At 65.7% G+C, this 25,915-nt stretch carries 20 protein-coding genes; 12 read left to right on the top strand and 8 right to left on the bottom strand.

What is annotated here, in order from left to right; all coding sequences use genetic code 11:
• The first annotated feature begins 6 nt into the window (after nt 1-6).
• Nucleotides 7-717, top strand: a complete 711-nt coding sequence (locus tag ACWDTF_RS12080) for a class I SAM-dependent methyltransferase (protein ID WP_240857250.1) — start codon at nt 7-9, stop codon at nt 715-717.
• Nucleotides 718-729: 12 nt separating this feature from the next.
• Nucleotides 730-1,125, top strand: coding sequence for a tautomerase family protein (locus ACWDTF_RS12075; protein ID WP_240857249.1), 396 nt, complete (start codon nt 730-732; stop codon nt 1,123-1,125).
• Between the two features lie 188 nt (nt 1,126-1,313).
• On the opposite strand, the gene ACWDTF_RS12070 is transcribed toward ACWDTF_RS12075, so the two are convergent.
• From ACWDTF_RS12070 to ACWDTF_RS12060, 3 genes are all read right to left on the bottom strand, one after another.
• Complete coding sequence (locus ACWDTF_RS12070; RefSeq protein ID WP_240857248.1) at nt 1,314-2,426, bottom strand: alpha/beta hydrolase fold domain-containing protein; 1,113 nt, start codon at nt 2,424-2,426, stop codon at nt 1,314-1,316.
• A gap of 50 nt (nt 2,427-2,476) precedes the next feature.
• On the bottom strand, nt 2,477-2,830 hold the full coding sequence (locus ACWDTF_RS12065) for a VOC family protein (protein ID WP_240857247.1): 354 nt from the start codon (nt 2,828-2,830) through the stop codon (nt 2,477-2,479).
• 149 nt (nt 2,831-2,979) lie between these two features.
• Nucleotides 2,980-3,624: a hypothetical protein gene (locus tag ACWDTF_RS12060; RefSeq protein WP_240857246.1), complete on the bottom strand. Its 645-nt coding sequence runs from the start codon at nt 3,622-3,624 to the stop codon at nt 2,980-2,982.
• Between ACWDTF_RS12060 and ACWDTF_RS12055 the strand changes: the two genes are divergently transcribed.
• From ACWDTF_RS12055 to ACWDTF_RS12040, 4 genes are all read left to right on the top strand, one after another.
• Nucleotides 3,623-3,763, top strand: a complete 141-nt coding sequence (locus tag ACWDTF_RS12055; protein ID WP_240857245.1) for a hypothetical protein — start codon at nt 3,623-3,625, stop codon at nt 3,761-3,763. The two genes, ACWDTF_RS12060 and ACWDTF_RS12055, sit on opposite strands and share 2 nt — an antisense overlap.
• A gap of 110 nt (nt 3,764-3,873) precedes the next feature.
• Nucleotides 3,874-5,349 (top strand): DUF3375 domain-containing protein, encoded by a 1,476-nt coding sequence (locus ACWDTF_RS12050; RefSeq protein ID WP_355273346.1) that lies wholly within the window; start codon nt 3,874-3,876, stop codon nt 5,347-5,349.
• A complete protein-coding gene (locus ACWDTF_RS12045; protein WP_240857243.1) occupies nt 5,346-6,119 on the top strand; it encodes a DUF4194 domain-containing protein in 774 nt (257 codons plus the stop codon). The genes ACWDTF_RS12050 and ACWDTF_RS12045 overlap by 4 nt, the downstream gene beginning before the upstream one ends.
• A complete protein-coding gene (locus ACWDTF_RS12040; RefSeq protein WP_240857242.1) occupies nt 6,116-9,460 on the top strand; it encodes an ATP-binding protein in 3,345 nt (1,114 codons plus the stop codon). Before ACWDTF_RS12045 ends, ACWDTF_RS12040 begins: the two co-directional genes overlap by 4 nt.
• Here the strand turns inward: ACWDTF_RS12040 and ACWDTF_RS12035 are convergent.
• The 3 genes from ACWDTF_RS12035 to ACWDTF_RS12025 are packed head-to-tail and all read right to left on the bottom strand — an operon-like array spanning nt 9,457 to nt 12,385.
• The gene (locus tag ACWDTF_RS12035) at nt 9,457-10,539 is read right to left on the bottom strand and encodes a hypothetical protein (RefSeq protein WP_240857241.1); all 1,083 of its coding nucleotides are present in this window, start codon (nt 10,537-10,539) and stop codon (nt 9,457-9,459) included. The two genes, ACWDTF_RS12040 and ACWDTF_RS12035, sit on opposite strands and share 4 nt — an antisense overlap.
• A complete protein-coding gene (locus tag ACWDTF_RS12030; RefSeq protein ID WP_240857240.1) occupies nt 10,539-11,759 on the bottom strand; it encodes a sensor histidine kinase in 1,221 nt (406 codons plus the stop codon). Before ACWDTF_RS12030 ends, ACWDTF_RS12035 begins: the two co-directional genes overlap by 1 nt.
• Nucleotides 11,723-12,385, bottom strand: a complete 663-nt coding sequence (locus ACWDTF_RS12025) for a response regulator transcription factor (RefSeq protein WP_240857239.1) — start codon at nt 12,383-12,385, stop codon at nt 11,723-11,725. Before ACWDTF_RS12025 ends, ACWDTF_RS12030 begins: the two co-directional genes overlap by 37 nt.
• A gap of 263 nt (nt 12,386-12,648) precedes the next feature.
• On the opposite strand from ACWDTF_RS12025, the gene ACWDTF_RS12020 reads away from it, so the two are divergent.
• The 3 genes from ACWDTF_RS12020 to ACWDTF_RS12010 all read left to right on the top strand — a co-directional run bounded on the left by ACWDTF_RS12020 (nt 12,649) and on the right by ACWDTF_RS12010 (nt 15,071).
• On the top strand, nt 12,649-13,137 hold the full coding sequence (locus ACWDTF_RS12020) for a hypothetical protein (RefSeq protein WP_355273353.1): 489 nt from the start codon (nt 12,649-12,651) through the stop codon (nt 13,135-13,137).
• Nucleotides 13,138-13,268: 131 nt separating this feature from the next.
• Nucleotides 13,269-14,531: an acyl-CoA thioester hydrolase/BAAT C-terminal domain-containing protein gene (locus ACWDTF_RS12015; protein WP_240857237.1), complete on the top strand. Its 1,263-nt coding sequence runs from the start codon at nt 13,269-13,271 to the stop codon at nt 14,529-14,531.
• Between the two features lie 45 nt (nt 14,532-14,576).
• Complete coding sequence (locus ACWDTF_RS12010) at nt 14,577-15,071, top strand: M15 family metallopeptidase (RefSeq protein ID WP_240857236.1); 495 nt, start codon at nt 14,577-14,579, stop codon at nt 15,069-15,071.
• A 49-nt stretch (nt 15,072-15,120) separates the two neighbouring features.
• On the opposite strand, the gene ACWDTF_RS12005 is transcribed toward ACWDTF_RS12010, so the two are convergent.
• Together ACWDTF_RS12005 and ACWDTF_RS12000 are read right to left on the bottom strand one after the other, a co-directional pair.
• A complete protein-coding gene (locus ACWDTF_RS12005) occupies nt 15,121-16,650 on the bottom strand; it encodes a catalase (protein WP_433259360.1) in 1,530 nt (509 codons plus the stop codon).
• A 246-nt stretch (nt 16,651-16,896) separates the two neighbouring features.
• Nucleotides 16,897-19,134 (bottom strand): NADP-dependent isocitrate dehydrogenase, encoded by a 2,238-nt coding sequence (locus tag ACWDTF_RS12000; protein ID WP_240857234.1) that lies wholly within the window; start codon nt 19,132-19,134, stop codon nt 16,897-16,899.
• Nucleotides 19,135-19,368: 234 nt separating this feature from the next.
• Here ACWDTF_RS12000 and ACWDTF_RS11995 point away from each other — a divergent pair, with 234 nt between their 5' ends.
• The 3 genes from ACWDTF_RS11995 to ACWDTF_RS11985 all read left to right on the top strand — a co-directional run bounded on the left by ACWDTF_RS11995 (nt 19,369) and on the right by ACWDTF_RS11985 (nt 25,850).
• Nucleotides 19,369-19,710 carry an ArsR/SmtB family transcription factor gene (locus tag ACWDTF_RS11995; protein ID WP_240857233.1) on the top strand — a complete coding sequence of 114 codons (342 nt, stop codon included), beginning with the start codon at nt 19,369-19,371 and terminating at the stop codon, nt 19,708-19,710.
• A 3-nt stretch (nt 19,711-19,713) separates the two neighbouring features.
• On the top strand, nt 19,714-20,199 hold the full coding sequence (locus ACWDTF_RS11990; RefSeq protein ID WP_240857232.1) for an SRPBCC family protein: 486 nt from the start codon (nt 19,714-19,716) through the stop codon (nt 20,197-20,199).
• A gap of 158 nt (nt 20,200-20,357) precedes the next feature.
• Nucleotides 20,358-25,850 carry an ATP-binding protein gene (locus tag ACWDTF_RS11985; protein WP_355273362.1) on the top strand — a complete coding sequence of 1,831 codons (5,493 nt, stop codon included), beginning with the start codon at nt 20,358-20,360 and terminating at the stop codon, nt 25,848-25,850.
• The last annotated feature ends 65 nt before the right edge of the window (nt 25,851-25,915 follow it).

Raw genomic sequence — 25,915 nt, 5'->3', positions numbered from 1 at the left:
GTGGTCATGATCGATGACATCCTGATCACCGCCCGACCGCTCGGCGAGTATCGCGCGATGTTCTCGCTGACAGACGCAGACCTCGCATTGCCTGTACTCGACTGCGCAGCAGGTGCTTCCGCATTCACCGCCGAGGTCAATGCGGCCGGGGGAGACGCCACAGCTTGCGACCCGAGATATGCCGAGCACCCCGCCACGCTCGACGCGCTGACCCGGTCAGAGACACTGCGCGGCAACGAGTTCGTCCGCCGCCATCACGACGACTACCAGTGGAGCTTCTACCGCGACCCCGACGACCACCTGGCCCGACGAATGCTGGCGTGCCGGCGATTCGTCGACGACATCACCGCTCATCCCGAGCGCTACGTCGCAGGCTCGTTGCCCGACTTGCCGTTCGACGACGCCAGTTTCGGTCTCGTGGTGTCGTCGCATCTGCTGTTCAGCCATGCCGACAAACTCGATGAGCGCTTTCACCTCGAGGCCCTTCGCGAGATGTGCCGCGTCAGCTCCGGCGAGGTGCGCGTATTCCCGCTGGTGGCATCGGGTTCGACGCCGGCCCCGGACGTCGCCGCTCTGCTCGAGGCTCTTGACGGCGAGCACATCGACACCGAGATCCGGCCGGTTGACTACGAGTTCCAGCGCGGCGCAGATCGGATGCTGGTCTGCCACTCGCGCGCCGCCGCCGAAAATCGAGTTCAGGATCATCCGACGGCGTGACACGATGTCGTCATGCCCAGCTCACTGATCGAGACCCGACGCGAATGCTCTCCTGACCACGAAGCCGCGATGATCGACGCCGTCCACGACGCACTGGTCGCGGCTTTCCGAATCCCGCAGAGCGACAAGCACGTACGGCTCATCGCGCACGAGCCGCACCGGTTCTCGTACTCACCCGGCCTCGCATCACCCGAGCTGTACACACTGGTGACGATCGACTGTTTCGCCGGCCGGTCGGTAGAGGCCAAGCGCAACCTCTACCGCGAAATCGTCACTCGTCTGGGCGCCCTGGGCATTCCGAGCGACCACATCACCATCCTGGTGCGCGAAGCGTCCACCGAGAACTGGGGGATTCGCGGCGGACAGGCCGCCTGCGACGTCGACCTCGGCTTCGACGTCAACGTGTGATCGAACGAGATGGCCGCACGCTCGCCGAGGCGGCAAATGCTTACTCACGCCGGCCTCAGCCCGGATCCGTGGAAGCGTGTCGAACGATGACCGCAAGGACGCAGACCGGCCCAACTCACCTCAGACAGCGGAATTTCGGGCCCAGCTCTGCCTTCCACGGATCCAAGCCGAGGTGCGAGGAGCGCAGTTCAGTGCGTCTGCTCGGCAGCGAGGTCGGGTTTGACATGCCGTGTGGAGAGTTCCTCGAGCGCACGGAACACCCGTCTCGATGACTCGGCCCACGGCATGAGGATCGGAAAGACGTGGAACATGCCGTACTCCTCCATGGCATAGACCTGCACTCCGGCACCTTCGAGTCGTTCGACGAACAGCCGGATCCCGTCGCGGAACATCTCGTCGGCACCCCAGCACACGAAGGTCGGCGGAAACCAGTCCGGGTCGGGGTCGTCGACGATCGAGACCCGCGCGTCATTGGGTTGCACGCCTTGCAGATACGGGGTGACCGGGACGTTCCAGGGGAGGATGTCGAGATGTGCGTTCTCGGTGACCGACGGATGATCGAGATCGAGGTCGACCTCCGGCGAGAACAGCGCAACCGCGGCGGGCATCGGAAGATCATGTGCGTGCAGGTACGACACCAGAGACGCGGCGAGTCCGCCACCGCCCGAATCACCCGCCACCACAAGGTGATCCGGCGACACACCACGGTCGAGCAGGCCGCGGAACACGTCCGCGGCGTCGAGAACGCCTGCGGGGAAGGGGAATTCGGGTGCCATCCGGTAGTCGGCGATGAACACCTCGTTTCCGGTGGCCTTGACCAGCGAGGCGGCGAACGCCGAGTACATGATGGGTGACGTACCGATGTAACCCCCGCCGTGGAGGTAGAGGATCGTCGCCCCGATCTCCTGCTTGTCAGCGGGGTCGTCGACGTAGGCATCGGAACTGGCCTTGGCACGACACCACAGACCCGGAACGCCGCCGACAGTGTCCGCGGTGATCTCCACACCGTCGGTCAACGCGATGAATGGGGGCATAACCCACTGGCAGATGTCGTCGAGGATCTTCTCCATCGAGCGGAACTCGTCGATGGGTAGTCCCATCGAATAGCCCATGAAGGACCGAATGGTCTGTCGCGTCACCGACTGGCCGATGTTGTCGAGGAGGCCGGCCGGGCCGCGCCAGGGTTGGCGGAACGGGACCTGCGCCAGTCCGTTCAGCATCGATTGCGCCAATCCCACCACAGCCAGGGCGGTGACCGGCGCGGACGCCGTCTGAACCTCGGGGCGGTCTGCCATAACCATGACTCAACTGTAGATCGGAACACCCGTGATGGGTGAGGGCGAGCGACGCCTCAGTCGAGTTCGGTCGCCCGCGGGTGGAACGGCTGATAGAGACCGACCTTGCTTCCGCCCGGCAGAACGAATCCGGTCAGCCGGCCCCACGGTTCGTCGGTGGCCTCGTCGAGCGTCACGCCCCGAGCCCGAAGGGACGCCGTGGTCTCCTCGAGGTCGTCGCACGTCAGATACAGCTCATGTGCGGTGGAGGTGTCACTGGGATGTACCGCGAGTTCGGCCGGCGGAAGTTTGAAGATGAGCCAGCCGTGGCCGGCGTCGACATGGGGATACTCCAGCACGTCGGTGAAGAATTCCCGATCCGCGTCGGGGTCAGAACTGAAGACGATGATGTGCGCGCCGGAGATTGCCACGCGTCAACCTTCGCAGATCGAGACGACACCGGGACGAGGTTGGCGGTCCCGGCGAGCCAGTCGGGTCGGGGGTCTGACTGACTCACCGGGAACCATCGAGTACATCGGCGCACCTCGACGCGGCGTTACACAATCTCGAAAAGAAATTCTCAGCCGGCCAGAACTACCTGCATACCGGGCTTCATGAGGTCTGCGATCTCGTTCCACGGCACGGTCACCGGCAGGTAGTCACCGGCGGCGTGACTCACCGGAACGTAGACATGAAAACCCGACTGCAAAGGCACCCAGTTCGCGAAGTTGTTGATGTCTGCGGCGACCGGGTTGGCCCGGCTGTCGATCCGGTTGACCGACGCGGCCAGACGTGCGGCAGCCGCGTTCTGATCGGTGAAGACCTCGGAGAGGAGAATCGGCTGCGCGGTGTCGGCATTGATCGTGATCGTCGCGACCGTGTTGTTGGGGTGGGCGGCTCCACGGCCATAGGTGGAGAAGATCGCCACACCGGCCACCACCTGCTGCGTTGTCGTGGTCACGCGACTGCGCTCGTCACCGAGCAAGGTGCCGTCGGAGACCGTGGCGTCAGACAACTGGTTGACCACGTCGGTGAGCGCCGAACGCATCCCGGTGTTGAACCGCTCTCGGACGGGCGCCTGCCCGCCGGTCACCTGCGGCAGATTGACGTCGAAGGTCGTCGTCTCGGTGCCTCCACGGGTCGGTACCAGCGTGCCGACGTAGCCGCTCACGGCCTGCGTCGATGTGCTCGGCGACGACGGTGGCGACGTGACGGTGGTCGTCATGACCGTCGTGGAAATCTCCGTTCTGACCGACGACGGGGTGGAGCCGGTGTCGTCAGTGGCGCATCCGGCTGCAGCCGCCGCGGTCGCAACCAGCACGGCGACGATCAACCTCGAATTCCTTTGCATGGAAAAACGGTAGGCCATGTGGACCGACATTTCGTCGTGATCGGTGAGCGTGGCAGACTACCTCGGGTCCTCCTTCTGGGGGTCCTCATTCTGGGAATACCGCCAACACCTCCGAGGGCTGCGATGAACGGTACTGAGCTCAGCGACGCCGGCCCGGCGACGCTTGCCGAGGTGTGGGAGGCCAACAGGTCGATCCAGCGTTCGGCCGCGGTCCGGCTCTTCGCCGCCGCCAACTCGGCCCTGTACGTCACCTTGATGGAGCGGCATCTCGACTTCGGCGCACGCCTGGCCGAGACCGATCTCGCCGTCCGGCTCGAACGCGACGTTGCCGAGCTGGGCGCCGCCGACACCCCGAACGGCCTGGATCTGATCAAGCTGTGGGCCAAGCAGGGATGGCTGCACCGGGTGACCGACAACGCCACCGATGGCGCCCCGAACCTCTGCTACCTCTCGACCGACGCTCGATCGGTGTTGGACTATGTGCGCCGGCTGCGTCGTGAAGACAGTGTCGCGACCGGCGGCTCCATCAACGGCATCGCCGCGGGCCTCCGACGGGTCGCTGGTCAGGTCTCCGACGATCCCGACCACATCCGCGACGAGATCACCCACCAGATCGAAGAACTCGACGCCGAACTCGCCGACCTCGACGCCGGCCACCGACGAGCCCCGGATCTGCGGAGCGCCGAGGACGAAGCGCGAGCAATCGCCTACCAGATGGAGCAGGTGATCACCGACATCGGCCAGTACGGCAGCATGCTCGATCGCATCACCACCCAACTGCTCGACGACCCGAACGATTCCGACCTCGCCTACCGCGATAGACAACGTCAGATGTTCGACGACTACGAGGCACTTCTGGAGTCGTCGCAGAGTGCGTCGTACCACGCGTTCAGCCAGATGATCCAGGATCCCGAGCAGCGGGCGCGGCTGATCTCCGACATCGAGACGGTCACCGACCACCTGCCGGGCATCGACACCGGGCTGCGGTCGGTGATGGACAACTTCTTCGGGTTGGTCACCCAACAGATGGGTGAGGTCGGGCGCACCCGTCAGCGCTGCGCGCGGCGCATCCGCAGGTTCGTGGCCTCGGGCACACTCGAACAGAGTCGCGGCGTGGCCCGACAACTCAACGACGCGATCGCCACCGCAAACGAACTGCTGAAGGCGTCCCTGTCGGATCGCCGCATCGGCTACGAGATGCCGCTGGCCACACCTGCGGTGTCGTCGGTCGGCCGACTCGCCTTCGAGGTCCGCCATCCCGATCCGCCGGCGCCCGCCCTGCCCGCCGGTGGCGACGCCGACCTCTCCTCCTTCGCGTCGCTCGCCGGCCAGGTCGACACCGTCGAACTCACCGAGACGGTCAACAACGCGGTCCTCGACGGCCCGGTGACACTGTCGGAGGTGCTTGCACGGCTGAACGAGCCGTACCTGGCGCACGTCATCGTCCTGTGGTCGTGGGCGCTCAAACAGCCCGGCAACAACGCACATGAGTCCGTTGCGCTCCGATTCCGCTCCCTGCAGGGGGAGGACCAGGCGATCGAGGTCCCGGCCCTGATGTTCACCGAACCGATTCCGACCGCGGAGGTCGACGCGCTATGACAACAACCACCGATGACGGTGCACCGGACGCCGACGAATTCGCCGGCTACGACGACCTACCCGCCGCGGCGACTGGACCGGCCGACGATCTGCGGCCGCGCCACCCTCGGTTCGACGGCGATCGCAGCGAATTGCCCGACCGCGCCTGCTGGGCGCTGCAGAACCTGGTGACGAGGCGATATGTCAGTGGCGACCGACATCCACAACTCTGGGCCTGGGTTTCCGAGTACTCCGATGCTCTGCGGGTGCGGCTGTCCGAACTCGACCTGCGGTTGCGCATAGTGGACGAACTGCAGGTCGCCTTCGTCGAGCAGGCTGGATATGATTCACGTTGGGGCAGAAGGATTCTCAAGCGGGAGACGATACAGACCTACGACGCCATACTCGCGCTGCACCTGGCGAAGTACGCTCGTGCCGCGCGCGATGAGCACATCATGATCACGCGCGAAGAAATCCATGAACTGTTCGCAGGAGTCAGCAACACGATCGATCGTGATCTCGCGCTGTTCGACAAGCGCATCGAGCACGCCATCGACAAACTCGAAGAACTCGAGTTCTTGCGCAAGAACCGCGACGATCCCGACACGTTCACCGTCAGCCCGGTCATCTCCGCCGTGATGACCGCGTCGGTGATCACCGATCTGCAGCGGCAGTTCGAGCAGTTCATCTCCGCGGGCGACACCGGCGACGACGACCAGTCGGTCGATGAGGCCGGGACGCAGGTCATCGCACTCGATTCCGACGAGGACGACGAAGGAGACGATTGGTGAACCAACCCGTCGACCAGTACTCCCTGTCCCGGCTCCAGTTGATCAACTGGGGTGTCTTCGACGGGTACCACTCGATTCCGTTCAGCCCCAACGGATCACTGATCACCGGGTCGTCGGGCAGCGGCAAATCGTCTCTGTTGGATGCGATTTCGCTGGCCTTCCTGCCCGATCACCGGCGCAACTTCAACGCGTCCGGCGACGCCACCGCTGCCGGTTCGTCGAGCGGGCGGCGCACCGTCGGCAAGTACGTGCGTGGCGCGTGGGGTGAACGCCGCGACAGCGCCAACGCGGCCCGCGAGATCATGTACCTGCGCGGCGCCGGACCGGCCTGGGCCGCCATCGCGGTGACCTACACGTCGACGTCGGGTGCGGCGATCACCGGACTGGTGCTCAAGTGGCTGGCGGCCGGAAAGATGACCGACGCGCACAGCGCCTATTACATCCACGACGGTGACACCGACATCGCCGAGGTGTGCAACGCCTGGGCGACCGGCAATCACAATTCGGCCCGGTTCCGTGAACAAGGCTGGCGAGGTGGGCCCGGCGAGGGTAAATACCTTGCCACCCTGTACTCGCTCATCGGGATCCGCGCGTCCGAGGCGGCCCAGCAGCTCCTCGGAAAAGCGAAGTCACTCAAGAGTGTTGGCGGTCTGGCGCAGTTCGTTCGCGAGTTCATGCTCGACGAACCGACCAGCATCGCGGGCATCAAAGACGCCCTTGAACAGATCGACCCGCTCGTCGAGGCACGAGAACTGCTCGATGTGGCCCGGCGCAAACGCACCATCCTCGCCAACATCGAAACCGTCCAGGAACGCTATGTCGCCGAGGCTGCGACGTTCAGCGTCCTCGACACGATCGATCCCACGACGGTGCGTTCGTACGTGAACAACCTCCGCCTCCACAACGCGACGCCCGAAGTCAGCGACCTCGACGATCAGATTGCAAGGCTCGACGGCGATTTGGCGGCCCTCACCGCCCAGCACGACCAACTCCGGCAAGACCACTCGCATCTCCTGTCGCGGATCGCGACGTCGACCGGTGACCTCGCCCCGCTGCAAGAGCAACTCGCGACCGCCCAGAAGGTGAGCAACGAGGCCTCGATCCGGCGGGCGAGCTACGAGCACAAGGTGACCGCGCTCGGTTTCTCACCGCCCAACGACGCCGAGGAATTCTGGTCTCTGCGCGAGACCCTGATGGAGGACGCCACCCACATCGAGGGCCAACTCGAGGCCGGCAAGGCGCATTTTGCCGAGACCCTGGCACGCGAGGTGGCTGCGCGTACCCAGCGTGATGCGGTGGCCGACGAACTCACCCGGGTGCAGCAGGCCGGTTCGGCCCTTCCGCGCGCCGAGCACGAGATGCGGCGGGTGCTCGCCACCGCGCTGGGCATCGACGAATCCGAATTGCGTTACGTCGCCGAACTCGTCGAACTCGATCCCGACCAGGAGCGCTGGCGGCTGGCCGTGGAGAAGGTGCTGCGCTCGGCAGGCTTGCGACTTCTCGTTCCCGACAAGCATTTCCGGGCAGCACTTCGGTTCGTCAACAACCACGACATGCGTGGACGGATTCAGCTGCACCATGCCGAGGATCGTCGACCGCCGACCCCCGAGGCCGGCACCCTCGGCGCCACCTTGCGGGCCGTCGACCCGGCGCACCCGTGCTCGTCGGAAGCGCTGTCCATCCTTGCCCGCCTCGGCAATTACGCATGCGTCGAGTCGACCGCCGACTTCGGCGACCACACCAAAGCGGTGACCGATCGTGGTCTGCGCAAGGACTCGGCGAAGCTGGCCGTCAAGGACGACCGCCAAGCGCTGCGACCCTCACAGTACGTGTTCGTCGGCAATGTCGACGCCAAGATCGCAGCGCTGCAAGAGGAACTCGACGCCGAACAGCACGCCTACGACCAGGCGCGCGAGGCCAGTGCGACGCTCGACGGCGAACGAACGTCGCGTGAACAGCGCCGCGATTCCTACCGCAGACTCTGCGAGCAGTTCACCCAGTGGAGCGAAATCGACCTCGATTCCGCCGACGATCGGGTGGATCAGCTGGCCGAGCAGTACGACCTGCTGATGGAAGAGCACCCCGATGTCGAGGCGCTGCAGCGCAAGGCCGAGGACATCTGGGAGCAGGTGCGTGCCGCGATCTCCCAGGCCGCCCTGGTGCGCGACAAGATCGCGACTCACGATCGGCGCCGCACCCAACTGCTCGATCTGATCGATCGCCTGAAGCCGGAACCGATTGCGCCGCAGGCGCAGACGTCCCTCGACGGATTCCGCGAGGAGTCGGCCGCCACGCTCGACGTGCTCGCGCCCGAGTCGTACCGGCAGGAGCTGGTGAAGGTCGTGTCCCGCGACCGCGATCGAATGCGTTCGGACACAAGGCGTTCGCGTGACGAACTGGCCCGCATCCTCGACCGATACGACGAAGAGTTCCCGGACGCCATCCCCAACGACAGCGACGATTTCGACGAGCGCATCCACGACTATGTGTCGCTGTGCCGACGGATCGACGAGCGGGAACTCCCATCTGCCTACGAGCGGATGCGCCGGCTCATCACCGAGCAGGCACCGGGCGCAATCCTCAACCTGCACATGGCCGCCGACGCGGAGGAGCGCCGCATCGTCGAGCAGATCGAACGTGTCAACAGCGGTCTGGGTGCCGTCGCATTCAACCGAGGAACCCGACTGCGATTGCATCCGGGCCGCAAACACCTGGCTGCGGTCGCCGAACTGAGCGAGAAGGCGCGGCAGATCTCGGGCCGGGCGGCGGCGGTGGGTTTCGGTGACGAGCAGGCGATCCTGGAGCAGTATGCCGACATCCTGCTCCTGCGCGAACGGCTGGCGGGTGCCACGCCCGAGGACCGGCAATGGACTCGGGACGCACTCGACGTGCGCAATCGCTTCGACTTCTATTGCGAGGAGCACGACGCCGACAGCGGCGAGACCATTCGGACCTACAGTAACGCCGGCGACAACTCCGGTGGCGAGCAGGAAAAGCTGATGGCGTTCTGTCTCGCGGGCGCGCTGAGCTTCAACCTGGCGAGTCCCAACGGTCATGACAACCGTCCGATCTTCGCCCAGCTGATGCTCGACGAAGCCTTCTCCAAGTCGGATCCGCAATTCGCGCAACAGGCCCTGTCGGCGTTCCGGAAGTTCGGCTTCCAGCTGATCATCGTTGCGACCGTGCAGAACACCAGCACGATCCAGCCGTACATCGACAACGTCGTGATGGTGTCGAAAACCGAAGGGGCCGATGCGCGTCCGGTGGCGACCGCGATGTCCACCTCGATTCAGGCGTTCTCGGATCTGCGCCGCTCGAGCGGGGCGCGGCTGCCGGTCTAGATGCCGTTCTCCGCTCCGGCGGTGGCCTCGGCCGCACCGGCGGCCGCGATCTCGTGGATGCTCACGCCGTCGGCGGTGATGGTGGTGATCGTGGCCAGAGACGTCCGGCCCGGAGGCTGGAGTCGGATGGTGATCTGTCCGTCGACGGCCCGGTCGAGGTGGGTGACGATCTCCGCGTGGAGTCCGGCCATCGTCGCCTCGTCCGCATCCGTTGGCCCGCTGCGACTGTCGTCGAGGAGCCGGACGTCGACGCCGCGCGCCCGTGCCGCCCAGGTCGATCGAGTCACCTGCCGGACATCGAGAGCACGTGCCCGGATCCCGTCGCGCAGCCGCGCCTCGAGGAGACGTGCGTGTTCGACGTCACCGCCGGTCAGACCACCGTCCTCGGCGATGGTGACGAGCAGCGGGCGAGCCAGTTCATCGAGCCGAGCCTTTTGCGTCGCCCGCTCGGTGCGGACCGCGTCGGCGGCGGCACGCTCGGCCAGCTGACGGGTCTGGGCAGCGCGCAGCCGATAGATGGTCGCGGCGGCGGGTCGCACCAGCCACGCGAACAGAGTCGCCGAGACCATCAAGCCGGTGCTGGACAGCAACTGTCCAACGGCCTGGTCGAGACCGCCTCCGGTGCGCAGCGCCCACGCCGCCGCCACCGCGAACACGATCGCCTGACTCGTCCACGACGCCGCCACACGTCCACGCACACACAGAAAGGCACACAGGACCGTGCCGCCACCGAAGGCCACCGCGGCCTGCAGCGGCTGGTTGATGGGCACCGGCAGGGCGGGCAGCATCGCGATGGCCTGCACGATCGGGACGATCGCGACCACGACGGTGGCGCGGCGAGGGAGTGGGTCGCCGTGGGTCCGCAGGAGCACCGCGCCGCCGACGGCGAGCAGCGCGAGCGGAACAACCGCCGCGGCGACCCCCACACCGGACTTCAGCGACCCGAAGGTCAGCAGACAGCCGGCCGCGAAGAATCCGTACGCGACCGTGCGAGCGCCGCGTGAATGCATACCGAGAAGGTCATGGACCGGATCCGAGCCACGGCCCGGATCATCCTGGTCGACGGGCGACGTCGGCATCACGAGCGCCACTCGAGTTCGACGGTGGTACCGGCGTCGACCGCACTGGTCACCACGGATCGGCCACCACGAAGTCGCTGCATGCGTCGAGTGATGCTGAAGTCCAGACCGAGCCGGCCGCTCTCACGCCGCCGCGAATCGAACCCGGGCCCGGTATCGGCGATGACCAATCGCAGAGCCCGCGGTGCCAGCCATGCGGTCACCTCCTGGGTCGCCCCGGCGGCGTGCAATGAGCTGTTGCGCAATGCCTCGGCGGCGGCGGCGAGCATCTCTCCGACGACATGTGCGGGATACCGCGCGCCGGCCACGTCGCCGTCGGTGTGGATCTCCGGCTGCACGGCGTGCTCTGCACACACACGACGAAGCCGCCGCTGCAGGGCGTCGATCCCAACCGCTTCTTCAACGGCGAGCTGGTGCGCCAGCCGATCCAGTTCGGTCAGCGCATCGCGGGCATGAGATCCGACACGCGGATCATCCGGTGTCCGATGCGCTTGGAGAAGGGTGGCCAGGACGCGGTCGTGCACCAGTGCGTCGAAACGTGCTCGTTCCTCGTCGCGCGCCACCCGCGCCGCATCGGCCACCGCTTGTCGCTCCACGTCGCGGCGCGTGGCGTCGAGCAGGTGCGCGGTGCGGACCGTGAGCAGTGCTGCGGCGACAAACACCGAGCTGAAGGCCACCGCCCACACCGTCTCGTAGGCGACCCGCGCGGCCAATGACTCCACCCCGACGAGTCCTAGCTGGTTGGTCAGGACACTGAGAAACGACGCCACGACCTGGCCCGCGAACGCCCACGCGGGTGGGGCGACCAGGGCCGCGGACAGGCCGGCGAGACCCGAGAACATCACCATCCAGGTGCTCCTCGCCGACATCACGTGCCCACCGTTCCACGCGATCAGCCACAAGAGATTGGCGAGCACGTAGCCGCCGAAGGCGGCGCACGCCGCGACGCCCGTGGCACCCCGCATTCTCGAGAAACTGGGCATCGTCGAGAAACTGGTCGCGATCAGCGCGAGCCCGGGGCCGAAGACCAAGACGACGGCCACCGGCGTCCACCACCCGTCGACCATCTGACCGTCCGCACCCAGTTCCGGGATCGACACCAGTAGGTAGGCCGCATACCCGAGTCCGACGAATCGGGTCAGGAGCCGCAGAATTCGATCACCGTCTGCGGTCTGCGCCTCCATCACATCCCGGACGTACGGTGCGGCATCGATACCCACCCGTCCTCCAGGGCTCGCTTGAACAGGTCGAGTTTCGTGTTCGCCGGCCTGCCGGCCGACGCGTACTTCTGCCGGATTCGTTTCAGATACTCGTTGACGGTGTCGATTTGAACATTCATCGCCTCGCTGATGGACCGTGACGTCGCGCCGTTGGCGTACAGGGTCAGCACGCGCTGCAACTGTGGACTCAACCGCACCGCGTTCAGGTCTGGGTCCGCGTCGATGGCGGCAGCCCACTCCGTGCCGAGGACGGGTTCACCCCGTGCCGCTTCCTCGATCGCTCGAATCACCATGTCCTCCGGCGCCGACTTGGGGATCATCCCGAGCACTCCCGCCTTGGCTGCCGAGCGCAGTAGATCGGGGTATTCGCCCGAGGTGTACACCAGAACGTGAATGCCGTTGGTGTGCAACAGTTCGACATTGGCTTGCGGGCTACTGTCGTCGGTGAGGCGCAGATCCAGGATCACCAGGTCGAAACCTCCGTCGCCGCTGAGCAGTTCGGGAACCGTCTGCGCCGCACCGGCGAGAGTGAGCCACGAATGGCCGTCCAGAATTCGTTCGATACCCCAGACCGTGGACTGGTGGTCGTCGACGACACCCACGCGCGCCACTGCGTCGGCTTCCATTCGTCGACCTCCCAATCATCGATCCCGCAACCACCGTGTAGGGTCCCGGCAAGCTTCATTCTCGCCTATCCCACTGTCGCACAGACCCACTGGACGGGACATGTGATTAGGTCGTGTCCGGCGACGAACACATCCGAATCTCCGAAAGTCCCCCCGCAACTGGGACTTATCACCCGACCCCGGCGTTTCTAGGCTCAAAGGAATCGGCTGAGCACGTCCCGTAGCCGAGACCCCACCCAGGGAAGTCGAGAAGGAGAACGCTGATGGGAACCACCAAAGGCCGGCACCTGCTGGCTCTGATCGTCGCGACCGTGGCACTCGTATCCGGGCTGACCGCAGTCGGGTCCGCACCAGCGGACGCCCGACCGTTCCCGCCGGGCGGCGCGAACGCGACCCTCGTGATCAAGAACCAGACCGGTTGGCCGCTCCAGCTGAACTCGTACCCGTACACCGACGCCTCCTCTGGCAGTTCGTCTCCCGACCGCTGGATCGACCGGCCCGCACAGGTACTCCAGCCCGGCCAGACGACAGTGGCACGGGCCTGGTCGACGAACCCCGTCCATTTCTCGGTGACGGTGGACTACAGCTACAACTACCGATTCGGCAGCACGTACCACTACGTGTCCTCGCTGGCGCACCAGTGGGGAATGACCTGGACCGCAGGCTCCAAGGCTTCACAGCCGGGCGAGCAGGTCATCGCCAGGGTCTACCGCGACGCACCGAACATGGCGGCGACATACACCCTGCAGTAGCCAGGCGTGCCGACCGGACCACGGTGTCGTGGAGATCGCCCCTCCTCGACACCGTGGCTCCGGCCTGTACCGGCCTGTACCGGTCGGAATACACCATTGGCGACGAGTGATGATGGGGGAGAGGGCAAATCATGGATCTTCATATCTCGGGTGAGAGCGACCTGGTGGATTCGCCACTGCGATTCCGGGTGTCGGGCACTACTGCGGACACCGTCGACCTCATCGTGTCGACCGCGGACGCGGCGGGTGCGCCATGGCGGTCGAGCGCGTCCTACGCGGTGGGCCCCGGCGGCTGGCTCGACATCCCCGACCTCGACTCGCCGTGGGCGACGATGCAGAACAAGGCCGTCGACCGCCCTGCGGCGATCTTCGAGAACTGCGCCACGGAAATCGAATTCGCGATCACCGCGAACACCGCTCATGACTCGGCGACGCAGACCGTGCCCCGGCGATGGGGGCTGGATTTGCGGACCGAACGCATCACCGGCGACGGGTGGGTCCTGCAGATCTATCGTCCGCCCAATGATCAGCCGTGTCTTCCGGGGATCGTGGTGTTGCCGGGAACCATGGTGGGACGATCGATCGCAGCGACGACCGCCCTGCTCGCGTCGCACGGGTACGTTACCGCGACGCTGTACTACACGCAGCAGCCCGGCCTCCCGGACGCCTTCTCACGCATCGCGACCGAAGACATCGCGGGCGGCATCGAGGCGTTCCGGCAGTTGCCCTACGTCGACGGCGACGCGGTCGCCGTGCACGCCGGATCGGTAGGGGTCCAGACAGCGCTGGCCACCCTGATCACCACCGGCACCGCGGTCCGTGCCGTCGTGGCGGTCGCGCCGAGTCATGTCGTCTTCCAGGCGCTGCGCGACGACGGACCACCGCAGAAGATGTCCGCCCTCACCCACGGCGGTGAGGATCTTCCCTACGTTCCGGTCAAGTCCGAGCGACTACTGCCACAGGTGCTGCGCAACGAGCTCCGCCGACGGATATCCCGCACACCGACATCGACGGCGTTGGCCACCAGCAGCGCGTACGAGGCCGGCCTCCGCGATGCGTCAGCTGTCGCGGAGGCGACCCTGCGCGTCGAGGACATCGACTGCCCCATGCTGGTGATCGCGGGCACCGCAGACAGGTGCTATCCCGCGGCCCCGATGGCCGCCGCGATCATCGATCGACGCGAGGCCGCCCGCAACCCCTTCGCCGCCCAGGATGAACTGCGGATCTACGACGATGTCGGACATTTCATCCGGCCGCCGGCGATCCCGACGACCGTCGACCGCTCGTCCGGGCTGATCTCGGGAGGGAGTCCAGCAGCCACGGCCGCCGCCCAACGGGATGCGTGGACGCACATCCTCCGTTTCCTGCGGACCCAGCTGAGAGTGTCGGCCTGACGCGCCGGTTGGCCACATCCCGCGGTGACGGGCTTTACTGTGCGCATGCGTTCTCATGGCCGGCCATACATTGCGCGGCTGATTCTTGCCGTCGCACTGTTGCTTGCGATCTCCACGTTCGGGTGGAGTCCTGCGAGCGCGTCGACCACCGCAGGCCTGGACCCGACGCTGGCGACCGCCTATCGCCAGGCCGCCACTGCCGCACAGTCACAAGGCGTGCCGTTGAGCATCACGTCGGGAAAGCGTTCGGTCGCCGAGCAGCGGCGGTTGTGGCGGGAAGGAATCGCCACCTATGGCAGCCCCGCGGCCGCCCGACGCTGGGTGTTGCCGCCAGAGGAATCAACCCATGTCACCGGGTACGCCATCGACGTCGGCCCACGCGCCGGGGCACGCTGGCTGGAGACGAACGGGTACCGCTGGGGTCTCTGCCGCACATTCGCCAACGAATGGTGGCATTTCGAGGTCGCGACCATCCGGGGGTTCGCGTGCCCGCCGATGTGGCCCGACGCGGCCGCCCGGATCGACCACAATCCCGGTTGATCGCCGCGCAGTTGATCGTCGAGCGGGCGACGATCAACTGCGCGTGCCGTCACGAACTCTGCACCTTCTCCTGCATCGACGTGCGCGCCGGATTGCCCTGCTCATCGACCTTCGGATCGGGTTCGCCCTGCTTGTCGGCGACCCCCGCCTTGATCCGGGCACCGATGTCGGGGTCGACTCGACTCCAGTAGTCGAAGGCCCGTTCCAGGACCGGTGTGGACACGCCGTTCAAGAGATGTCCGACGACGTTGTCCACGAATCGTTCTCGGGCGGCGTCGTCGAACACTTCACGCACCATCGTGCCGGCCTGGCCCCAGTCGTCGTCCTCGGGATGATCCACGTAGGCACTGCGGATGATCTGACCGTCGGCTGCCCACTGCGGTTCGGGCTGACCCGCGTACACGGCAGCCGGCCCGCCCTTCGAATTCGGTGCGTACACCGGATCGCTCACCGGGTTGATCCGCATGGCGCCATCCTTGGAGTAGGTGTGCACGTCGTTGCGCGGACTGTTCACCGGGATCTGCTTGTAGTTCACTCCGAGCCGTGCGCGATGGGCGTCGGCGTAAGAGAAGACCCGGCCGAGCAGCATCCGATCGGGGCTGAAGCCGATCCCAGGCACCACGTTGTTCGGTTCGAAGGCCGCCTGTTCGATCTGGGCGTGGTTGTCGGTCGGGTTGGTGTGCAAGGTCATTGTTCCCACGTCGTGCAGCGGGTAGTCGCCGTGCGGCCACACCTTTGTCAGGTCGAACGGGTTGAACCGGTAGCCCACCGCGTCGTCATAGGGCATCAACTGAACCTTCAGCGTCCAACTCGGCCGGCCTCCGTCCGCGATGGTCTCGAACAGATCGCGGGTGTGGAAATCGGTGTCCGCGGCTGCCATCTGATCTGCTTCGTGCTGAGTGAAACATTCAACGCCCTGATCGGTGATGAAGTGGTATCTCACCCAATGCTTGACCCCCTGCGCATTGACCCACAGATACGTGTGTGAGCTGTACCCGTTCATGTGCCGCCACGTCTTCGGGATTCCGCGGTCACCCATCAGCCAAGTGACCTGATGCGCGGACTCGGGGGACAGCGTCCAGAAATCCCACTGCATGTCGTGGTCGCGTAAGTTGTTGTCGGCGCGCCGCTTCTGTGAACGGATGAAGTGCTGGAACTTCATCGGGTCCTTGATGAAGAAGACCGGCGTGTTGTTGCCGACCATGTCGTAGACACCTTCGGTGGTGTAGAACTTGAGCGCGAAACCCCTTGGGTCGCGCCAGGTGTCGGGGCTGCCACGCTCCCCGGCAACCGTCGAGAAGCGAGCCACCATGTCGGTCTTGACCTTTGGCTGGAACAACGCCGCACACGTGTAGGCCGACACGTCCTCGGTGGTCTCGAATGTTCCAAATGCGCCGCTGCCCTTGGCGTGCGGCTGACGTTCGGGGATTCGCTCGCGGTTGAACTGGGCCATTTGTTCGATGAGGTAGTGATCGTGCAGAACGATCGGACCGCCGGCACCGACAGTGAGCGAATGTTCGTCGCTACCGGCCGGGGCTCCCGAATCTCGAGTCGTATACAGGGAATTGCTCTTGGTCATATCGCCTCCGAGCACGGTGAAGCAGGATGGGCTGAAGTGACCCGGACTGTTTCAGGCCGTGGGGCTGATCCTACACTTGGAAGCGCAAGGGCGAGGGCCGCTCGCGCGGTCGGCACCTCGCAGTTCGACGCGGGATGCCGAGTCGGCTCAACTGTGTGCTCTCCAACAGGACACAGACTGTCCGGAGCGCCTCCGCGGCAGACTGCATCTCCCCGGGTCAGCGCTCCGGTCACCGATCTCTTCAGGTCAGGACTGAACCGCGTCCAGCGCCTCGTTGAAGGTGGTGCTCGGGCGCATCACCTTCTTGAGCAGATCGCCGTCGGGGTAGTAGTACCCGCCGATGTCGACGGCTTCGCCTTGTGCGCCGTTGAGTTCGCCGAGAATGGCGTCCTCGTTCGCGGCGAGTGACTCGGCGAACGGTGCGAAGTGCTTCTGCAGGTCGGTGTCGTCGGTCTGTTCGGCCAGCGCCTGCGCCCAGTACAGGGCGAGGTAGAACTGGCTGCCGCGGTTGTCGATCTCACCCACCTTGCGCGACGGTCCCTTGTCGTTCTCCAGCAGTTTGCCGGTGGCCGCGTCGAGCGTCTTCGCCAGGATCTCGGCCTTCGGGTTGTCGTTCTTCTTCCCGAGATCCTCGAGACTGACTGCCAGCGCGAGGAACTCACCCAGCGAATCCCAACGGAGATGGTTCTCCTCGAGGAGCTGCTTGACGTGCTTGGGTGCCGAACCGCCTGCGCCGGTCTCGTAGAGCCCGCCGCCCGCCATCAGCGGCACGATCGAGAGCATCTTGGCGCTCGTACCGAGCTCGAGAATGGGGAAGAGGTCGGTCAGGTAGTCACGCAGGATGTTGCCCGTGGCCGAGATCGTGTCGAGGCCGCGGATCAGCCTCTCCATCGTGTACCGGATTGCCCGAACCTGCGACATGATCTGGATGTCGAGACCGTCGGTGTCATGATCCTCGAGGTACTTGTGCACCTTGGCGATCAGCTCGTTCTCGTGCGGACGGTAGGGATCGAGCCAGAACACAACCGGCATGCCGGATTCACGGGTCCGGGTTACGGCCAGTTTGACCCAGTCCTGAATGGGTGCGTCCTTGACGATGCACAGTCGCCAGATGTCGCCCTCCTCGACCTCCTGGGTGAGCAGCACCTCGCCGGTCTTCAGGTCGGTGATGTTTGCGGTTCCGGCCTTGGGTACCTCGAATGTCTTGTCGTGTGAACCGTATTCCTCGGCCTTCTGTGCCATCAGGCCGACGTTGGGCACCGTACCCATCGTCGTGGGATCGAAGGCCCCGTTGGTCTTACAGAAGTTGACCATCTCCTGATAGATGCGGGAGAAGGTCGATTCCGGGTTGACCGCTTTGGTGTCCTTGGTGCGGCCGTCTGCGCCGTACATCTTGCCTCCGGCCCGGATCATCGCCGGCATGGAGGCGTCGACGATGACGTCGCTGGGGGAGTGGAAATTGGTGATGCCGCGCGCCGAGTCGACCATGGCCAACTCGGGCCGGTGCTCGTGACACTTGTGCAGATCGTCGACGATCTCCTCGCGCTTGGACGCGGGCAGCGACTCGATCTTGCTGTACAGATCCGACAGACCGTTGTTCACGTTGACGCCCAGCTCATCAAAGAGCTCACCGTGTTTGGCGAAGGCCTCCTTGTAGAAGGTCCGCACCGCGTGCCCGAACACGATCGGATGGCTGACGCGCATCATCGTCGCCTTGACGTGCAGCGAGAACATCACGCCGGTCTTGTAGGCGTCTTCCATCTGCTCTTCGTAGAACTCGATGAGCGCCTTCTTGCTCATGTACATGCTGTCGATGACGTCGCCGTCGGTCAGCGACACCTTCGGCTTGAGCACGATCGTCTCGCCGTCGGCGGTGACCAGTTCCATCTTGATCTCACGGTCGCCGTCGACCGTCATCGACTTCTCGCCGTGGTAGAAGTCGCCGTGACGCATGTGGGCGACGTGGGTGCGCGACGCCATCGACCATTTGCCCATGCTGTGCGGATGCTTCTGCGCGTACTCCTTGACCGCCTTGGGGGCCCGACGATCGGAATTACCTTCGCGCAGAACCGGATTGACCGCACTGCCCAGACACTTGGTGTAACGCGTCCGAATCTCTTCTTCCTCGGGGGTCTTGGGGCTGCCCGGGAAGTCGGGGAGTTTGTATCCCTTGCCCTGCAGCTCCTTGATGGCGGCGAGCAACTGGGGGACCGACGCGCTGATGTTCGGCAGCTTGATGATGTTGGTGTCAGGATCCTGGGTCAGCCGTCCCAATTCGGCCAGATTGTCGGGCACCCGCTGTTCTTCGGTGAGGTAGTCACCGAACTCGGCCAGCACGCGGGCGGCCACCGAGATGTCGCTCGTCTCGATGTTGATGTCGGCCGCGTCGGCGAATGCGCGGATGACCGGAAGGAAGGCGTAGGTCGCCAGCATCGGCGCCTCGTCGGTCAGGGTGTAGATGATGGTCGGCTGCTTCGCGTTCATAACCCGCCTTTGTCTCCGGTTTCTCTTCACTCACCACATGGATCGCATGCGTCCGAGCGTCTCGGCGCTACCAGTATCTCGTTGTGGGTCGAATCGTGCCGAACGTTGGGTCCTACCCACCGGTAACCGCGCCGCGCCGAGACGGGTGGCGGCACGTTCCCACGAGTCACGATAGCCGGGCTTCTGCGATCGAGGGCTTGACAACATACAACCAATTGGTTGTATGTTGGAACGGTGAGCGAAGCGGATGAGGACCGGGCCGACGCCCTGTTCCATGCACTCTCCGACCGCACCCGCCGCGACATCATGCGGCGCGTGCTGGCGGGGGAGCATTCGGTCACGGCACTGGCGGCCAAGTACGACATGAGCTTTGCCGCTGTGCAGAAACACGTCGCCGTGCTCCAACGCGCCGGACTGCTCAACAAGCGGCGCAGCGGTCGCGAGCAGATCGCGAGCGGTGACGTGTCCGCGGTACGTGCGGTCTCGGACATGCTCACCGAACTCGAGCAGGTCTGGCGCGGCCGGATTGCCCGCATCGACGAACTGATCGCCACCGACCCCACTCAGGAGGACTGACCCATGCCGGTCACCAGCGTCGCCCACGACATCGACACACTCACCATCACCATCACCGCCGAATTCGCGGCCCCCCGAAGCCGGATATGGCAGGTTTACGCCGACCCGCGTCAGCTCGAGAAGATCTGGGGACCGCCCACCTACCCGGCGACCGTCGTCGACCATGACTTCCGTCCGGGCGGTCGTGTGACGTATTACATGACGAGCCCGGAAGGGGATAAGTTCGGCGGATACATGGACATCATCTCCGTCGACGAACCCAGTGGCTTCCGATTCACCGACGGGTTCGCCGACGGCGACTTGAATCCGGTCGATTCGATGCCGGTGTCGACGAGCGACTACACCTTCTCCGAGCACGACGGCCGCACTGTCGCAACCTATGTCAGCACCTACGCCTCCGCCGACGACCTACAGAAGGTCCTCGACATGGGCGTCCTCGAAGGCTCCTCTGGAGCCATCAACCAGATCGACGACCTTCTCGCGGCATAGTCGTCGAATCTCGCCGTACCGGTCCCGGCGACATGTGTCCTCCCGACACACGTCGCCGGGACCGTACTCGCGCGTACGAAAAATCTTCGAAACAATCGTCCGGGTCCGCCCTCGGCGCGTGATTCGCCGACCTGACGAACGAGAGAAGGGACCCGGCCATGTTCACCCGCATCGCCATCGTGAACCGCGGTGAGTCCGCCATGCGACTGATCCATGCCGTCCGAGGATTGTCCGCGGAGACCGGTATTCCGATCGAGGTCGTCGCGCTGCACACCGACGTCGACCGCGAGGCAACCTTTGTCCGTGAGGCCGACCTCGCCTACGACCTGGGTCCCGCCGCGTCGCGGCCGTACCTCAATCTCAAGGTCCTCGAGCGCGCACTGCTCGAGTCGGGCGCGGACGCCGCGTGGGTGGGTTGGGGCTTCGTCGCCGAGGATCCACTCTTCGCAGAGCTGTGTGAACGGATCGGCGTCACCTTCGTCGGACCATCGCCCGAGGCGATGCGCAAGCTCGGTGACAAGATCGGCGCCAAGCTGATCGCCGAGGAGGTCGGCGTGCCGGTGGCGCCGTGGAGTCGTGGCGCCGTCGACACCGTCGACGAGGCCAAGGCCGCGGCCGCCGAGATCGGCTACCCCCTCATGCTCAAGGCGACCGCCGGAGGCGGCGGACGCGGCATCCGTGTGGTGACCAACGACGCCGACCTCGTCGACGCCTACGAACGCACCCGGGACGAAGCGTCACGAGCCTTCGGCAGCGGAGTCGTGTTCTTGGAACGCCTGGTCACGGGCGCGCGCCACGTCGAGGTTCAGGTCATCGCCGACGGTCAGGGCACCGCGTGGGCCCTCGGCGTGCGTGACTGCTCGGTGCAGCGTCGCAACCAGAAGATCATCGAAGAGTCGGCATCGCCGGTCCTCGCGCCCGAGCAGGTGGCCGACCTGAAGTCGTCGGCCGAGCGCCTCGCGGTGGCCGTCGGTTACCGCGGTGCCGCGACGGTGGAGTTCTTGTATCACCCGGGCGAGAAGCTGTTCGCATTCCTCGAGGTGAACACCCGTCTTCAGGTGGAGCACCCGATCACAGAGGTCACCACCGGCATCGACCTGGTGCGGGCGCAGCTGCACGTCGCCTCGGGCGGACGGCTCGAAGGCCAACCGCCCACCGAACGCGGACACGCCATCGAGGCCCGCCTCAACGCCGAGGACCCCGACCGCGACTTCGCGCCGTCACCCGGTCGCATCGCCCGCCTCGAGCTGCCCGCGGGACCCGGCATCCGGGTCGACACCGGTGTCAGCGAGGGCGACACCATCCCTGCCGACTTCGATTCGATGATCGCCAAGATCATCGCCTACGGCCGAGACCGCGACGAGGCACTCGGTCGCCTGCGCCGGGCAATGGCCGAAACGCGGGTCATCATCGAGGGCGGCGCAACCAACAAGAGCTTTGTGCTGGAGTTGCTCAATCAGCCCGCCGTCATCGACGGCAGCGCCGACACCGGCTGGATCGACCGGGTCCGCGCCGAAGGCGGACTCGTCGCACACCGGCATTCGGCGATCGCGCTGGCCGCCGCGGCCATCGACGCCTACGAGGAGGGCGAGTCGGTCGAGCGGCAGCGGTTGCTGTCCACCGCCGCCGGCGGCCGGCCGCAGGTTCAGCACGACAGTGGCGCACCACTCGATCTCAAACTCCGCGGCGTCACCTACCGCGTTCGCGTCGCCCGGATCGGCGCGCACCGCTTCCGGATCGCCATCGAGGCCGGTGCCGAAACACACACGGCCGACGTCGACCTCGAACGGTTCGACGAGCATGCGGCACAAATGGTCGTGAACCACGTGCGCTACCGCCTCGTCACCGACACCCACGGTCCCGTGCACCTGATCGACGTCGACGGTGTCACCCACCGGGTGAGCCGCGATGAAGGCGGCGTCGTCCGATCGCCCGCCCCGGCGCTCGTGGTCGCCACCCCGCTCGAAGCCGGCGCCGAGGTCGAGGCCGGTGCTCCGGTCCTCGTGCTCGAGAGCATGAAGATGGAAACCGTGCTGCGTGCTCCGGTGCGATCGCGGCTCAAGGAATGTCTGGTGTCGGTCGGCACCCAGGTCGAGACCGGTGCGACCCTGCTTCGGCTCGAACCGTTGGCCGACGACGATGACGACGAACCGGCCGAAGAGGTCAACGAGGCCGTCGACATCGCGCTGCCCGCCGAACCCACCGACGTCGAACCGCACGAACGCACCACGCGCACGCAGGAGGATCTGCGGAGTCAGCTGCTGGGCTACGACGTCGACCCGCAGGACCCGCATCGTCCCCTCGACGACTACCTCACCGTCCGCCACGCGGCGCTGGAGAGTGGCCGACGCCCCCTGGCCGACGAGTTGGAGCTGATCACGGTCTTCGCCGATCTGGCCGAGCTCAGTCAGAACCGTCCGTCGGGCCAGGACCTCGGCATCGAACACGTGCACAGCGCCCGGGAGAACTTCCACACCTATCTGCAGAGCCTCGACGTCGAGCGGGACGGACTTCCCGAGGCATTCCACAATCAGCTCGGCCGGGCGCTCGCGCACTACGGTGTCACCGAACTGGACCGGACCCCTGAGTTGGAGGCGGCGGTCTTCCGCATCTTCCTCGCCCTGCAGAACCCGGCCGACTCGGTCGCGGTGATGTCGGCGCTGCTGCGTGAGTGGCTGGCGGAGCCCACACCGCGCGACGAACTGCGCGATCGGATCGGAGGTGCCCTCGACCGGCTCGTCGCCGCCTCGCAGGTGCGTTTCCCGGCGATCGCCGACCTCGCGCGCGGCGTCGTCTACGCCTGGTACGGGCAACCGCTTCTGCGTCGCAGCCGAGCACGGGTCTACAACGACGTCCGCAAGCAGCTGCGCTACCTCGACGAGAACCCGACCACTCCGGATCGGGCCGACCGCATCGCCGAGATGGTCGGCTCGACCGAACCGTTGGTGCGCATCCTGGGCCAGCGGATCGTGCGCGGCAGCGCCGACAACTCGGTCATGCTCGAGGTCCTGACCCGCCGCTACTACGGCAACAAGGGTCTGTCGGGGATCCGCACCGAACAGTTCGGCGGCGCATCCTTCGTGATCGCCGAGCGGGACGGTTTCAACCTCGTCTCGGCCGCTGTGGACTTCGACCAGCTCGGTGACACCATCGCCGGCCTGGGCGAGCTCGCCCGAGCGACCGGACCGGTCGACGCCGACATCTACCTCAGCTGGGAGCAACAGCCCGACGATTTCGACGCGATGGCCGGCACCCTGCACGAGATCATCGCGTCCACGTCGCTACCCAACCGGGTCCATCGGGTGACGATCACGGTGGCAGGCAGCGGCGACGCTCGGATGCACCACCACATCACCTTCCGCCCATCCGCCACCGGAATGGCCGAAGAACGACTCATCCGCGGACTGCATCCCTACATCGCGCAGCGGATGCAGCTCGAGCGGCTGCACAAGTTCGACATCACCCGCCTGCCGTCCGCGGACGACGAAGAGGTGTACCTGTTCCGCTGTGTGGCCAAGGACAACCCGTCCGACGACCGTCTGATCGCCTTCGCACAGATCCGCGACCTGACCGCACTGCGCGAGAGCGATGGCCGTCTGTTGACGATCCCGTCCGCGGAGACGACGCTCGCGTCGTGCGTCGACTCGATTCGACGCGCCCAGCGCGGCGCGCGACGCACCGCGAACACCAACCGCATCGTGATGTACATCTGGCCGCCGATGGATGTCAGCGACGAGGATCTGTACACCATCGGCTCGCACATCCGCGGCATCACCTCCGGCGTCGGTCTGGAAGAAGTCCAGCTGATCGCCCGACGACGGGTTCCGGAGACGCGTGCGCTGAACAAGGTGTCGGTGCGTTTCACCGTGAAGCCGACCGGTGGCATCGATGTCACGGTCGGGGAGGCGACGTCCGATCCGATCGAGCCGGTCGACGAGTACCGGCAGAAGGTGCTCAGTGCGGCTCGCCGCAACGCCATCTACCCCTACGAGCTGGTCGGGTTGCTCGGCGACTTCGCCGAGTACGACCTCGACGCCGAGCAGCGCCTGGTGCCCGTCGAACGCCCGCGGGGCAAGAACACCGCCGCGATCGTGGCCGGCGTGATCACCACGCCAACCGAGAAGTACCAGGAAGGCGTCACCCGAGTCGTGCTCCTCGGCGACCCGACCAAGTCGCTGGGCGCGCTGTCGGAGCCCGAGTGCAGCCGTGTGATCGCGGCTCTCGACCTCGCCGAGCAGATGCAGGTTCCGCTCGAGTGGTACGCGTTGTCGTCGGGTGCCCGGATCTCGATGGATTCCGGTACCGAGAACATGGACTCGGTGGCGCGCGCGCTCAAGCGGGTGGTCGAGTTCACCCAGGCGGGTGGCGAGATCAACATCGTGGTCGCCGGTATCAACGTCGGTGCCCAGCCGTACTGGAACGCCGAGGCCACGATGCTGATGCACACCAAGGGAATCCTCGTGATGACCCCCGATTCGGCGATGGTCTTGACGGGCAAGCAGTCGCTGGACTTCTCCGGTGGTGTCTCGGCCGAGGACAACTTCGGCATCGGCGGCTACGACCGCGTGATGGGTCCCAACGGTCAGGCGCAGTACTGGGCACCGAATCTCGGTGCCGCCCGGGACATCCTGATGTCGCACTACGACCACACCTTCGTCGTGCCGGGCGAGCAGACCCCACGCCGGTCGCTCACCAGCGACCCCACCGAACGCGACATCTCCGACTATCCGCATGTGTTGGCGGGCAGCGATTTCACCAAGGTCGGCGACATCTTCGCCAGCTCGACCAACCCGGATCGCAAGAAGCCCTTCGACATCCGGACCGTGATGCGCGCCGTGGCCGACCAGGACCACGCGGTACTCGAACGCTGGGCCGGCATGGCCGACGCCGAGACCGCCGTCGTCCAGGACGTGCACATGGGCGGAATCCCGGTGTGTCTGTTGGGAATCGAGTCCAAGGAAGTGCAGCGTCGTGGCTACACACCCACGGACGGACCCGATACCTACACCGCGGGTACTCTGTTCCCGCAGTCGTCCAAGAAGGCGGCACGCGCGATCAACGTCGCCTCTGGCAACCGGCCACTCGTGGTGCTGGCCAACCTGTCGGGCTTCGACGGTTCGCCGGAGTCGTTGCGCAAGCTGCAGCTCGAGTACGGCGCGGAGATCGGTCGCGCGATCGTGAACTTCCGCGGGCCGATCGTGTTCTGCGTGATCTCGCGTTATCACGGCGGTGCCTTCGTGGTGTTCTCCAAGGCGCTCAATCCCAACATGACCGTGCTGGCGATCGAGGGCTCGTTCGCGTCGGTGCTCGGTGGCGCCCCGGCAGCCGCCGTCGTGTTCGCCGGTGAGGTCGGCAAGCGTGTGGCGGCAGATCCGCGGGTGCGCGAACTGGAGTCCCAGCTTTCGGGTGCGACCGGTGTCGACCGCTCAGAGCTCGGTGCCGAGCTCGCCGACACCCGGCAGACGGTCCGCGCGGAGAAGATCGGTGAGGTCGCTGCCGAGTTCGACGCGGTGCACAGCATCCAACGCGCGGTGGAGGTCGGGTCGGTCGACGCGGTGATCCGCGCGGCCGAGTTGCGTCCCAGGATCATCGGCGCGATCCAGAGCAGCACAGCGTGGTCGGATTCGGGAGCGCACGCCTCGATCTCCTGAGCACGCCCGATCCCCGGCGAAACCCAAGCCCGTCCACCTACTGTGTGATCGAGGACACAAGTACC

This window comes from Gordonia sp. NPDC003422, assembly GCF_053588675.1.
Note: the sequence above shows the minus strand (reverse complement) of the source record. Positions and strands in the feature narration are given on the sequence as shown.

Coding starts and splice junctions, on each gene's coding strand:
- ACWDTF_RS12080 (WP_240857250.1), top strand. CDS start 7: ATGATCGATGACATCCTGATCACCGCCCGACCGCTCGGCGAGTATCGC.
- ACWDTF_RS12075 (WP_240857249.1), top strand. CDS start 730: ATGCCCAGCTCACTGATCGAGACCCGACGCGAATGCTCTCCTGACCAC.
- ACWDTF_RS12070 (WP_240857248.1), bottom strand. CDS start 2,426: ATGGTTATGGCAGACCGCCCCGAGGTTCAGACGGCGTCCGCGCCGGTC.
- ACWDTF_RS12055 (WP_240857245.1), top strand. CDS start 3,623: ATGACCGTCGTGGAAATCTCCGTTCTGACCGACGACGGGGTGGAGCCG.
- ACWDTF_RS12060 (WP_240857246.1), bottom strand. CDS start 3,624: ATGACGACCACCGTCACGTCGCCACCGTCGTCGCCGAGCACATCGACG.
- ACWDTF_RS12050 (WP_355273346.1), top strand. CDS start 3,874: ATGAACGGTACTGAGCTCAGCGACGCCGGCCCGGCGACGCTTGCCGAG.
- ACWDTF_RS12045 (WP_240857243.1), top strand. CDS start 5,346: ATGACAACAACCACCGATGACGGTGCACCGGACGCCGACGAATTCGCC.
- ACWDTF_RS12035 (WP_240857241.1), bottom strand. CDS start 10,539: ATGCCGACGTCGCCCGTCGACCAGGATGATCCGGGCCGTGGCTCGGAT.
- ACWDTF_RS12025 (WP_240857239.1), bottom strand. CDS start 12,385: ATGGAAGCCGACGCAGTGGCGCGCGTGGGTGTCGTCGACGACCACCAG.
- ACWDTF_RS12020 (WP_355273353.1), top strand. CDS start 12,649: ATGGGAACCACCAAAGGCCGGCACCTGCTGGCTCTGATCGTCGCGACC.
- ACWDTF_RS12015 (WP_240857237.1), top strand. CDS start 13,269: ATGGATCTTCATATCTCGGGTGAGAGCGACCTGGTGGATTCGCCACTG.
- ACWDTF_RS12010 (WP_240857236.1), top strand. CDS start 14,577: ATGCGTTCTCATGGCCGGCCATACATTGCGCGGCTGATTCTTGCCGTC.
- ACWDTF_RS12005 (WP_433259360.1), bottom strand. CDS start 16,650: ATGACCAAGAGCAATTCCCTGTATACGACTCGAGATTCGGGAGCCCCG.
- ACWDTF_RS12000 (WP_240857234.1), bottom strand. CDS start 19,134: ATGAACGCGAAGCAGCCGACCATCATCTACACCCTGACCGACGAGGCG.
- ACWDTF_RS11990 (WP_240857232.1), top strand. CDS start 19,714: ATGCCGGTCACCAGCGTCGCCCACGACATCGACACACTCACCATCACC.
- ACWDTF_RS11985 (WP_355273362.1), top strand. CDS start 20,358: ATGTTCACCCGCATCGCCATCGTGAACCGCGGTGAGTCCGCCATGCGA.